Origin of the sequence: Agrobacterium sp. a22-2, from assembly GCF_012276985.1 — a bacterium.
GTDB lineage: Bacteria > Pseudomonadota > Alphaproteobacteria > Rhizobiales > Rhizobiaceae > Allorhizobium.
This window is the reverse complement of record NZ_JAAXMM010000012.1, coordinates 64,199-75,559: the sequence shown is the minus strand read 5'-3', so window position 1 is coordinate 75,559 and position 11,361 is coordinate 64,199. Positions and strand designations below refer to the sequence as shown.

Genomic DNA, 11,361 nt, shown 5'->3' with positions numbered 1-11,361 from the left:
TGTCCTTGTCAAAGCCGGGCGCGTCCCCAAATAGCGTGGAGACGATCCCGACGGAGGCCCGACGATGACCGATGGAAACACCCGCCCGCTCGCAACCCTTGCCGCCACCCTGCTGTGCGGCGCAATCCTGGCAACCGGATCGGCGCAGGCCGGCGACCGCGTCCCCAGCCAGAAGGTCGAGCTTGACGTCGAGACCGTCGCGGATGGCCTCGAAAACCCCTGGTCGGTCGAAGTTCTGCCGGATGGTGCCTATATCGTCTCGGAACGGCCGGGCCGCATGCGCATCGTCCGCGATGGAAAGATCAGCGAGCCGTTGCAGGGCCTGCCGGACCTGTTCGTCGGCGGCCAGGGCGGCCTGCTCGACATTGCCCTGGCGCCCGATTTCGACACCAGCCGCCACCTGTTCTTTACCGCCTCCGTCAAGGGCAAGGGCGGCCAGGGCACGGCTCTTTTCCAGGCTGCGCTCGATCAGGATGAAGAGGGCTTGTCCTCCGTCAAGCAGATCTTCGCCATGAACCGCTTTACCGGTACGACCCAGCATTTCGGCTCCCGCATCGCCATAGCAAAGGACGGCAGCCTGTTCTTCGGCATCGGCGATCGCGGCGAGATGGACCGCGCTCAGGACGTCAAGGACCACGCCGGCTCCATCCTCCATGTCAACGCCGACGGCACGCCCGCCGATGGCAATGTCCTGGCCCGGCAAGGCGCCCTGCCGGAGATCTGGTCGATCGGCCATCGCAATCCGCAGGGCATCACCATCGATCCCGCCGACGGTACGCTCTACACCGTTGAGCATGGCGCCCGTGGCGGCGACGAGATCAATGCGCCGAAGGCCGGCGAGAATTACGGCTGGCCGGTGATTTCCTACGGCAAGCACTATACCGGCGCGGAAATCGGCGTCGGACAGGCCGCCGACGGTTATCAGCAGCCGGTCTATTACTGGGATCCGTCCATCGCGCCCGGCGCCATCGATGTCTATCGCGGCGCCATGTTCCCCGAATGGGACGGTAGTTTCCTCGTCGCCGCGCTGAAATACCAGCTGCTGGCCCGCATGGAGCGCGACGACAGCGGCGCCGTCATCAGCGAGGAACGGCTGCTCGGCAGTGACTACGGCCGGATCAGGGACGTCAAGGTGGCGCCCGACGGCTCCGTGCTGCTGCTCACCGACGAAGAGGACGGCGCCCTGCTCAGGATCACCCGCGCCCCTTCCAGTTGACGGAAATCGACGGAAGCCAGCCGGCGGAACCACCCGTGGCCGAACCGCCCTTGTCTGCCTCGGACGTGCCTGCTAACGCTCACCGGACCCCAAAAACACCGAACCGGTGAGTTGCAGCCTTCATGACACGTATCCAGGCCAATCTGGCCCTGCTCCTGGCAGCCGCCATCTGGGGCGGCGGTTTCGTCGCCCAGTCCCAGGCCATGGCCCATATCGGACCGAACTGGTTCAACGCCCTGCGCTTCGGCCTGGCCTTATGCGCCATCCTGCCCTTCGTCTGGCACGAGGCCAAACGCGCGACGACCAGACTGTCGTTGCGCGAATGGGCCGGCTTTGCGCTGGCCGGCCTCTGCCTGCTGGCCGGCCAAACCGCCCAGCAGATCGGCATCCAGACGACCACCGTGACCAATGCCAGCTTCCTCACCGGCCTCTACGTGGTCCTCGTCCCTGTCATATCGGTCCTCATCCTGCGGCGCGCGCCTCACTGGGTCATCTGGCCGGCGGCCCCGCTCTCGCTGGTCGGCATCTTTTTCTTGAGCGGCGGCACGCTCTCGGCGCTGAACGGCGGCGACCTGCTGATCATTCTCTGTGCGCTATTCATCGCCGGCCAGATCATCCTGACCGGTCTGATGGTCCGCCTGAGCGGCCGGCCCATGGCGCTCTCGGCCATGCAGTTTGCCGTCTGCGTCCTCGGCGCCACGCTGGCCGGCGCTGCTGTCGAGCCCTTCGACGTGGCGGGCATCTCCGCCGCGATCCCGCAGATCCTCTATGCCGGCCTGCTGTCCTCCGGCGTCGCCTTCGTGCTGCAGGTTGTCGGCCAGCGCTACACCACTTCCCCGCAGGCGGCGATCTTCCTCTCGTCGGAAGCCCTGTTCGGCGCCCTATTCGGCGCCTGGCTGCTCGGCGAGACCCTGCCGCCGATCGGCTATATCGGTTGCGCCACCCTGTTTTCCGCCATGTTGCTGGTCGAACTGGTGCCGGAATTGACCCGGCGACAGGCAAAAGCCGCCTGATTCTGAGGTCCGATGAATTTTTGTATTTTCGGTCGAAATGGCACGCCAAAACCGCCTGGAATCGTCAAAAAGCATCGCAGGCGATGCAGTTTTGAGCGCCAGGCAGAGGTTGTGCCCATGAAACCCGCCGTCCGGTGTCCCACAGACGGCCGCATGTCCTGCATTTGAAGGACTTCGTTAAAAAACTTTTGCTTGCCAATTCTTAATAAACGAAGCAATCTTGCCGTGTTCGGGCAATTTTGCGAGCACGGGAAGAGCTTATAATTTCATGCGCGCCGGAGACGCAGAAGTTCCGGGCACCAGCAGATGAAACCGACCTTTGGTCGAACACCAGTCTCTGGTTTGCGGTAGCAAGGCCCCTTTCCTCACATTTCAAGAAATGCCTGTCGCACACCCGTTGAGGGATTTATTGCAATGCTGTCCGCCGACACCGGACAGAGACAAAAGGACCTGACGCATGGCCGAAACTGGCACTGTAAAATTCTTCAATACCGACAAGGGCTTCGGCTTCATCAAGCCGGACAATGGCGGAGCAGACATCTTCGTGCATATCTCCGCCGTTCAGGCTTCCGGGCTGAACGGACTGACTGAAAACCAGAAAGTTAGCTTCGATACGGAACCGGACCGCCGCGGCAAGGGGCCGAAGGCCGTCAATCTTCAGGTCGATGGCTGAACCCACGACCAGGCTTTGATATTCCAAGCTCTGTTATTCGCGTTGCGGCCCGGCAAGATTGCCGGGTTTTTTTATTACCGCGACAGTGCGGCAGAAAAGCGGCCAGCGTGTCGATCGCTTAGAGCGTTTCCTGGTTAGATTGAAGCATTCTGCCGGAGCAGGTTTTCGTCAGGGCAAAGGCGATTGGCGAAGGGCATACCTGAAGGTACGTCCGAGCCGATCGCCTTTGATCCTGGCGGGAAGATGCCCGGCCCTTCGGGTTGGCTGAAACGGGCCGCCTGATCGCCCGGCCGGCTTGGCCGTAGGACGTGGCTACGACGCGCGCCGGCCGGGCGACCATCCGACTCCGTTTGAGCCAACAGAATGTTTCAATCTAACCAGGAAACGCTCTAAAGGCCGACGAGATAGGGATTGCCGCGCCGCTCGTCGCCGATGCGGCTGCCAGGCCCGTGGCCGCAGATGAAGCCGACCTCGTCGCCGAGCGGCAGCACCTTGTCGCGGATCGACGCCAAGAGCGTGGCATGGTCGCCGCCCGGCAGATCGGTACGGCCGATCGACCCGTTGAACAGCACGTCTCCGAGATGGGCGAATTTCTGCTGGCGATTGAAGAAGATCACATGGCCCGGCGCATGGCCCGGGCAATGATAGACCTCGAACACATGGTCTCCGAACGAGATCCGATCGCCATCGGCAAGCCAGCGGTCCGGCAACACATTGCGCATGGTGCCCGGCGGCACGCCAAACTTTTCGGCCTGCGTTTCGATGCGCTGCAGAAGCGGCAGGTCGTCTTCGTGCGGGCCGACAATCTCAAGGCCGAGCTTCTCCTTCAGCTCCGCAGCTCCGCCGGCATGGTCAAGATGACCGTGCGTCAGCCAGATTTCCTTCAGGGTAATGCCGTTCTGCTGGACGGCCTGAACGATCGCATCAACGTCGCCACCCGGATCGACGACCACGCCCTCCTTGGTGTCGGTATCGAAAAGAATGGTGCAATTCTGCTGAAAAAGCGTCACCGGGATGATCCCGGCCTGAAGCTGACCCATGAGGTTCTCTGCCCTGAATGAACGAACGATGGCAAAGCATATAGTCGAAGAACGACCTTATGCCATCGCCACGTTCACTTTTCGGCCAGAATTTCCGTATCGGCCGCGGCATAGCCCGGCAGCGCCACATTGGCGATCAGGATGCAGGCCACCGCCAGCTTGGCCGCCAGCACGGTCACCACGACAGGCTTCAGCAATGCCTGGACGGACGCTTCGCTATGGTCTGGTTGCGCCTTCGCCATGAACAGTCTTCCTTCAATGAGATGTGACAGTCGCATACACTATCGACCTTGCTTCTGCCTTAAGATTCTACTCACGAAATCGTTTCATTTTTGGAAAGGCGGATAACCCATTCGACAGGCGGGTGATGCAACTCGGCAACAGGAGCGGACGCGGATGCCGATGCCCGGCCACCGCCCCTTCCCGACCCGGCCGATCCTTCGGCAGACGCCCTGCCATCTTTCAAACTTGCCGCGTATAATCGCTCTTTTCATTGGAGTTTTTCGGGAACTGAGCTTAGTTTTGCCAAAAAATTGACGGCACTGCTCTGTGCATGGCGAAATGACAATTCCAGGCGGCCGTGACAGGCGGATTTCGATCGGTCCCCTGTTCACAATCCGGGGACCGCCTGAGCGAAAAGGAAGAACAATCGTGCCGACACAGTCGATGGCAAGGGCTGCCAAGAAGCTACTGCCGGAAATGCCTGTCATTGACGACAAGACGATCGATTTCGAGACCATCGAATTGTTCTTTTTCGCCTATCGGGACTTCATTTCGGATCCGGACGAAATCCTCGCCAAGATCGGCTACGGCCGCGCCCATCACCGCGTCGTCTATTTCGTCAGCCGACGCCCCGGCATGACGGTGGCCGATCTCCTGACCATCCTGCGCATCACCAAGCAGAGCCTGGCCCGGGTGCTGAAGGAGCTGATCGATTCCGGCTATATCCGCCAGATGACCGGTCCGGCGGACCGGCGCCAGCGCCGCCTTTATCCGACCCTGGCCGGGCGCGAACTGGCGCTCGCTCTGTCGGAGCCGCAGTCGCAGCGCATCGCCCAGGCCTTTGAGACGCTGAAGCCCGAGATGCGCGAGGGCGTCAAGCTCTTCCTGCAGGCCATGGCCGGCGGAAGTGCCAGGCCGGATCCATCGGACAGCGAAACGGATTGAGATGATGAAAAAGGTTCACCTTCCCGACGATGCCCCCCATCTGCTGGTGGTCGATGACGATACCCGCATCCGCGATCTTCTGAACCGCTATCTCTCCGAGCAGGGCTATCGCGTCACCGTGGCCGCCGATGCCCGCGAGGCCCGGCGCCGGCTCGAAGGCCTGAGCTTCGACCTGCTGATCCTCGATGTCATGATGCCCGGCGAGAGCGGCCTGTCGCTTGCGCAGTCGCTGGCCCGCGAAAAGCAGGCGCCGATCATCATGCTGACGGCCCGCGCCGAGGCGGACGCCCGCATTGCAGGCCTGGAAGCCGGCGCCGATGACTATCTCGCCAAGCCCTTCGATCCGCGCGAGCTGGTGCTGCGCATCAACAATATCCTGAGGCGCAATGCCGCGCCTGAAACGCCAAAGATCGAGCAGGTGATGTTCGGTCCCTACACCTTCTCGATCCTGCGCAAGGAATTGAAGAAGGCCTCGGAGGTCATCCGCTTGACCGACCGCGAGCAGGACATCATGCTGTTGTTTGCCATGCGGGCCGGCGACACCATTCCGCGTCACGAGCTGGTCGGCGGCGATGCCGAGGTCGGCGAGCGGACGATCGACGTGCAGATCAACCGCCTGCGCCGCAAGATCGAGGACGACCCGGCCAATCCGGTCTGGCTGCAGACGGTCAGGGGTATCGGCTATCGCCTCAGCATGGACTGATCGCCGGTCGCCCGAACATGAAAAGAGATCCAAAGCAGGATGGCCATCTTTGATTCCCTGAGGCGAGATCCGGACCGCCCGCCGCAATTCGGCTTGCGCTGGATGTCCCGTTGGCTGCGACGGCAATTGCCGACAGGGCTCTACGCCCGCTCCCTGCTGATCATCATCCTGCCCATGCTGATCCTGCAGACCGTGCTCGCCTTCCTGTTCATGGAACGCCATTGGCAGATGGTGACCCAGCGGCTGTCCTCTGCCGTCACCCGCGACATCGCCGCCGTCATCGACCTGATCGAAACCTACCCCTCGGCGCAAGACAATGCCACCATGGTGCGGATCGCCCGCCATAGGCTTGGCTTGACCGTATCGGTGGAAACCAATGGCGAACTGCCGGCCCCGCGGCCAAAACCGTTCTTCTCCATTCTCGACCAGATCCTCAGCGACCAGATCACCCAGCAGATCCGCCGGCCGTTCTGGATCGATACCCTCGGCGATTCCAAGTTCGTCGAGATCCGCATCAGGCTTGATGGCAAGATCCTGCGGATCTTCGCCAACCGCAGCCAGGCCTATGCCTCCAACACCCATATCTTCCTTTTGTGGATGGTCGGCACCTCGCTGGTGCTGATCATCATCTCGACGCTGTTCCTGCGTGGCCAGATCCGGCCGATCCTGTCGCTGGCCCGGGCCGCCGAGAGCTTTGGCAAGGGCCAGAAGCCCCCGGAGGATTTCAGCCCGAGAGGCGCCGACGAAGTGCGCCGGGCCGGTCTCGCCTTCATCCTGATGCGCGAGCGTATCGAGCGGCAGATGGAGCAGCGCACCGCCATGCTGACCGGCGTCAGCCACGACCTGCGCACCATCCTGACGCGCTTCAAGCTGCAACTGGCACTGGCCGGCGACAATCCCGAACTCGACGCGCTCGGCCAGGACGTTGAGGACATGCAGACCATGCTGGAAGGCTACATGGCCTTTGCCCGCGGCGAGGCGGAAGAGGATCTCGGCACGCTCGACCTGCGCGCCCTGTTCGACAAGCTTCAGAACGACTTCGCCCTGCATGGCAAGTCTCTGACCTATGCGATTCAGGGAGAAGAGGAAATTTCCGTTCGCCCCAATGCCTTTGCCCGTCTGGTCGGCAACCTCGCCTCCAACGCCATGCGCTATGCCAACCGGCTGGAGATCGACGCCCGCCAGAGCGCCAAATGGCTGACAGTGGTTTTCGATGACGACGGACCGGGCATCGCCCGCGAATTTCGCGACGACGTGTTCAAGCCGTTCTTCCGGCTCGACGAGGCGCGCAATCTCGATGCCTCCGGCACCGGGCTCGGCCTTGCCATCGCCCGCGATATCGCCCGCAGCCATGGCGGCAATGTCATGCTGGCCGACAGCCCGCTCGGCGGCCTGCGCGCCACGATCCGCATCCCGGTATAGCATATCCACTGCCCAAAGAAGGAACCAGCCATGGCGTTCGACATCCAAAACATGACCTGGCTCAACCCGCCGCCCCATCACGCGATGGGACCGGCCGGCCTTGTCCTGCACACCGCCGACAGCACCGATTTCTGGCAGGGCACCTATTACGGCTTCCATCACGACAACGGGCATTTTCTCAGCCGCCCGCGCAGCGGCGATTTCACCGCGGAGATCAGTTTTACCGGCGACTACCAGACGCTCTACGACCAGGCCGGACTGATGGTCCGCCACGACGAGCGACACTGGATGAAATGCGGTATCGAATATACCGACGGCCTTCGCCATTTCAGCACAGTGGTGACCAACGGTCATTCGGACTGGTCGGCCATGGCGCTGACCGGCGATTTCGAGGTGATGCATGTGCGCGTGAGCCGGCTCGGCGATGCGCTGTTCGTGCAGTACCGGCTGGACGGCATCGGCCCCTGGCTAATGGCGCGCCTTGCCTATTTCCCACCGCAGTTTGCCGAGGTTCTGGTCGGCCCGACCGCCTGTTCGCCGAAGCGTGCCGGCTTCGAGGCCCGTTTCCTGTCCTTTAGCCTCACGGATCCCGTGTCGCGCGACATCCACTGAAACGGGTGACAACCGCCTTCCCCCGCAGCGTGGGGACCTACATCATCTTGCGCCCATTCGGCACGCCCTGCTCGACGGCGGCCAGCACGATGGCGCCGGCCTCATCCTCGAAACCGAGCGTCAGCACCTCGGACCGGAACGGCCCGATCTGGCGCGGTGGGAAATTGACGACCCCGAGCACCTGCCGGCCGATCAAGCTTTCCAGCGTATAGTGCACAGTGATCTGCGCCGAGGACTTCTTGATACCGATCTCGGGTCCGAAATCGATCTTCAGCTTGAAGGCCGGCTTGCGGGCCTGCGGAAAAGGCTCTGCCTCGATGATCGTGCCAACCCGGATATCGACCTTCTCGAAATCGCCATAGGTGATCTCGCCGCCGGACACGGTCGCGTCGCTCATACCGCCAGTTCCTCGGCGCGCTTGCGGGCAGCGGCAATCGCCTTGTCGAACAGCGGCTGCATGCCCTCCTCGGCCATCAGCACCGACAGCGCTGCCGCCGTGGTGCCGCCGGGCGAAGTGACGTTCTTGCGAAGGATGGAGGCGTCGTCGGGGGACTGATGAAGCAGTTCACCAGCCCCCGCGACTGTTTCCCGCGCGAGACGCATGGCGAGGTCCGCCGGCAGGCCGGCTTTGCGGCCCGCCTCAGCCATGCACTCCACGAGATAAAAGACATAGGCCGGGCCGCTGCCCGACAGCGCGGTGACGGCATCGATATCGGCTTCCGATTGCACCCACTCGACGGGGCCGCTGACTTTCAGCAGCCGGTGCACCAGGTCGCGCTGCGGGGCACTCACCTTGTCATTGGCAAAGGCGCCGGTAATGCCGCGGCCGATCATCGCCGGCGTGTTGGGCATGGCGCGTACCATGGCGGCCGATCCGAGATGAACCTCCATGCCACCGAGCGTCTTGCCGGCGGCCACCGAGACGACAACCGTATCTGCGCCCATCAAGCCCTTGAGGCCCGGCAGCACGGCATCCATGACCTGGGGTTTGACGGCGAGAAACAGAATGCCGGCCTTGAGATCGGCCGGGGCGGTCTGGGTGTAGGTCGCGCCTGCATCGCCGATCAGCGCCATCATCCGCTCGGACGGGCCCGGATCGATGACGATCACGGAGGAGCCAGGTATCCCGCTCTTCAGCCAGCCCGAAAGCATGGCGCCCCCCATATTGCCCGCCCCTACGAGCACGATCGGACCGGCGACAGCTGCAGTCATGCTTACGCTTCTCCGACGGTATGAAACAGAACGGCATCCATGGCGGCCTTGGCTTCCATGCCCGACCAGACCACGAACTGGAAGGCCTGAAAATAAGCCTCGCAGGCATCGATGGCGCTCGACAGCAGCACTTCGACCTGCTGGTTGGTCGGCTCCGCACCGCCGGCCAAAAGCAGGGACTGCCGGAAGATCACCACGTCTTCGTTGCGCCACAGATCGAAATGCCCCATCAGCACCTGGCCGTTGACATGCGACAGCAGGCGGATGATCTCGTTGACCCGGGCGTCGGGTATACGGATGTCGAAGGCGCAGGCCAGATGCAGGGCCTCATATTCCTCCATCCAGGAAAAGGACACGTGATAGTCGGCCCAGTGCCCTTCCACCGTCATGGCAATCTCGTCCTCGCCAGACCGCTCGAATGACCAGTCATTCGTGGCTGCGACGAACTCGATCATGTCGACCGGGTTGGACTGACGCTCAAATTGTATTTCCATTAGGCTCATGCGGCACCTTCTTGACCGGAATGAATGTGACAATCTGCGCAACGACATCAGTTGGACACATACGAAAAACCGGAAACAACACTTCGGATGATTACCTGACGACCCCAAGGTTACGATCTGCACCCTGCCCGAAACTTGCCGGGTTCGTTTCGAATCATCATTTAAAATCAGTGTATAATGCCAAGGAGCCAGCGCCAGCCCCAGAAGGGCGATTTGGCTTTCAGCGCTGTGGACAGCCGTTGGCGCGCTGTCTCAGGCAGGTGCCTTAAGCGACTCTGGCAATTGGCTTTTTTCAGGTCCTGGGGGATGTGGACAGTGGGCCCGATTTTTTTCAACCAGGACGGCTATCCGGTCGAATGGCGCGGGGCGCGCCGGCGGCGCTGCGGATCGGTTCACGATTCGGTCTGCCCGCAGAGGAATCAAAACGGCAAGTCGTGCCGGAATCACTCCGGCCGACCTTGGCCGGCCACCGGGACGATGGCCGGAAATGCGCTCGGCTCCGTTATTTGCCGTCGGACACGAGTCGCGCTTCGAGCGCTTCGATCCGAGCCCGCAGGGCATCGTTCTCGTCGCGTGCCTTGGCCGCCATTTCACGCACGGCCTCGAATTCTTCGCGCTTGACCACATCCATACTGTTCAGCCAGCGTTCCGCCTGGGCATGAAACGCGGTTTCCATTTCCTTGCGCACGCCCTGCGCGGCGCCGGCTGCATCGGTCATCAGCTTGGCGAAATCGTCCATAATGCGGTTCGGTCCGGTGGACATCAGATTGGCTCCCTTTTGCATTCGGCGCCATCGCTGGATATCGTGGACGGCACAAATTCAGGTAGGCATTCACCTTTGCCGTTGCAAGGGAAAAGTCCCGCCTGCGGCAGCGCTGCTTCAGCACCCCTCACGATTCCATCTTGACCACCCCGCATCGGAACGCCATTTTCCGCCAAACCAAAGAAAGCATGCCCTTGTTCACAGCAGCCGCCCAACTCGCCATCATGCCCTTCCCGGAGATCGATCCGGTGGCGATATCCCTTGGGCCTCTGGCCATCCGCTGGTACGGCCTGGCCTATGTCGCCGGCATTCTGCTCGGCTGGTGGCTGGCGCGGCGCATGGTGAGCCAGGCCGAGCTCTGGCCGGGACAGGTCGCGCCGCTGACCCACCGCCATCTCGACGACTTCCTGGTCTGGGTCGCTATCGGCATCGTGCTGGGTGGCCGCATCGGCTATATCCTGTTCTACGATCTCGGCCCCATTCTTGAAGAGCCGATCCGCGCCGTCGAGGTCTGGAACGGCGGCATGTCCTTCCATGGCGGCATTACCGGCGCGACCATCGCCATGATCCTCTTTGCCCGCAGGAATGCCATTGCGACCTGGAGCCTGTTCGATATCGTCGCCAGCGTCGCGCCGGTTGGCATCTTCTTCGGCCGGCTTGCCAATTTCATCAACAGTGAACTCTGGGGCCGCACCAGCGATGTCGCCTGGGCGGTGATCTTCCCGACCGGCGGCCCGATGCCGCGCCATCCGAGCCAGCTCTATGAAGCCTGCCTCGAAGGTCTGCTGCTGTTTGCCGTCCTGCAGCTTCTGATCCGCAGCCGCTTCGCCTTTCGCACCCCCGGCCTCGTCACCGGCGTGTTCGTCACCGGCTATGCGCTGGCCCGCATCTTCAACGAATTCTTCCGCGAGCCGGATGTGCAGCTTGGCTATCTCGCGGGCGGCTGGCTCACCATGGGCATGGTCCTGTCACTTCCAATGCTGGCGCTTGGGCTCTGGGCCATCCTTCGGGCGCGCTGCAGCGCCGCGAAGCACTGA

At 62.4% G+C, this 11,361-nt stretch carries 14 protein-coding genes; 8 read left to right on the top strand and 6 right to left on the bottom strand.

What is annotated here, in order from left to right; genetic code table 11:
• Positions 1-64: 64 nt before the first annotated feature.
• The 3 genes from HFC70_RS18815 to HFC70_RS18805 all read left to right on the top strand — a co-directional run bounded on the left by HFC70_RS18815 (position 65) and on the right by HFC70_RS18805 (position 2,902).
• Entirely contained in the window at positions 65-1,216 is a 1,152-nt protein-coding gene (locus HFC70_RS18815) for a PQQ-dependent sugar dehydrogenase (RefSeq protein WP_168474830.1), read from the top strand.
• 122 nt (positions 1,217-1,338) lie between these two features.
• Positions 1,339-2,229: a DMT family transporter gene (locus HFC70_RS18810; RefSeq protein WP_168474829.1), complete on the top strand. Its 891-nt coding sequence runs from the start codon at positions 1,339-1,341 to the stop codon at positions 2,227-2,229.
• 457 nt (positions 2,230-2,686) lie between these two features.
• Positions 2,687-2,902 (top strand): cold-shock protein, encoded by a 216-nt coding sequence (locus HFC70_RS18805; protein ID WP_168474828.1) that lies wholly within the window; start codon positions 2,687-2,689, stop codon positions 2,900-2,902.
• 389 nt (positions 2,903-3,291) lie between these two features.
• Here the strand turns inward: HFC70_RS18805 and HFC70_RS18795 are convergent, their stop codons facing one another.
• Both HFC70_RS18795 and HFC70_RS18790 read right to left on the bottom strand, forming a co-directional pair.
• Entirely contained in the window at positions 3,292-3,942 is a 651-nt protein-coding gene (locus HFC70_RS18795; protein ID WP_168474827.1) for an MBL fold metallo-hydrolase, read from the bottom strand.
• A gap of 74 nt (positions 3,943-4,016) precedes the next feature.
• Positions 4,017-4,184 carry a hypothetical protein gene (locus tag HFC70_RS18790; protein ID WP_168474826.1) on the bottom strand — a complete coding sequence of 56 codons (168 nt, stop codon included), beginning with the start codon at positions 4,182-4,184 and terminating at the stop codon, positions 4,017-4,019.
• Positions 4,185-4,593: 409 nt separating this feature from the next.
• Between HFC70_RS18790 and HFC70_RS18785 the strand changes: the two genes are divergently transcribed.
• The 4 genes from HFC70_RS18785 to HFC70_RS18770 are packed head-to-tail and all read left to right on the top strand — an operon-like array spanning position 4,594 to position 7,846.
• On the top strand, positions 4,594-5,109 hold the full coding sequence (locus HFC70_RS18785; RefSeq protein ID WP_368669730.1) for a MarR family winged helix-turn-helix transcriptional regulator: 516 nt from the start codon (positions 4,594-4,596) through the stop codon (positions 5,107-5,109).
• Position 5,110: 1 nt separating this feature from the next.
• Positions 5,111-5,812, top strand: a complete 702-nt coding sequence (locus HFC70_RS18780; RefSeq protein WP_168474824.1) for a response regulator — start codon at positions 5,111-5,113, stop codon at positions 5,810-5,812.
• Between the two features lie 39 nt (positions 5,813-5,851).
• On the top strand, positions 5,852-7,234 hold the full coding sequence (locus HFC70_RS18775) for an ATP-binding protein (RefSeq protein ID WP_168474823.1): 1,383 nt from the start codon (positions 5,852-5,854) through the stop codon (positions 7,232-7,234).
• A gap of 30 nt (positions 7,235-7,264) precedes the next feature.
• Complete coding sequence (locus HFC70_RS18770) at positions 7,265-7,846, top strand: DUF1349 domain-containing protein (RefSeq protein WP_168474822.1); 582 nt, start codon at positions 7,265-7,267, stop codon at positions 7,844-7,846.
• A gap of 37 nt (positions 7,847-7,883) precedes the next feature.
• On the opposite strand, the gene HFC70_RS18765 is transcribed toward HFC70_RS18770, so the two are convergent.
• The 4 genes from HFC70_RS18765 to HFC70_RS18750 all read right to left on the bottom strand — a co-directional run bounded on the left by HFC70_RS18765 (position 7,884) and on the right by HFC70_RS18750 (position 10,324).
• Complete coding sequence (locus tag HFC70_RS18765) at positions 7,884-8,243, bottom strand: tRNA-binding protein (protein WP_168474821.1); 360 nt, start codon at positions 8,241-8,243, stop codon at positions 7,884-7,886.
• The gene (gene proC, locus HFC70_RS18760; protein ID WP_168474820.1) at positions 8,240-9,058 is read right to left on the bottom strand and encodes a pyrroline-5-carboxylate reductase; all 819 of its coding nucleotides are present in this window, start codon (positions 9,056-9,058) and stop codon (positions 8,240-8,242) included. The genes HFC70_RS18765 and proC overlap by 4 nt, the downstream gene beginning before the upstream one ends.
• A gap of 2 nt (positions 9,059-9,060) precedes the next feature.
• On the bottom strand, positions 9,061-9,561 hold the full coding sequence (locus HFC70_RS18755; protein WP_168474819.1) for a YbjN domain-containing protein: 501 nt from the start codon (positions 9,559-9,561) through the stop codon (positions 9,061-9,063).
• A gap of 502 nt (positions 9,562-10,063) precedes the next feature.
• Complete coding sequence (locus HFC70_RS18750; protein WP_168474818.1) at positions 10,064-10,324, bottom strand: accessory factor UbiK family protein; 261 nt, start codon at positions 10,322-10,324, stop codon at positions 10,064-10,066.
• Between the two features lie 188 nt (positions 10,325-10,512).
• On the opposite strand from HFC70_RS18750, the gene lgt reads away from it, so the two are divergent.
• The gene (gene lgt, locus HFC70_RS18745; protein ID WP_168474817.1) at positions 10,513-11,361 is read left to right on the top strand and encodes a prolipoprotein diacylglyceryl transferase; all 849 of its coding nucleotides are present in this window, start codon (positions 10,513-10,515) and stop codon (positions 11,359-11,361) included.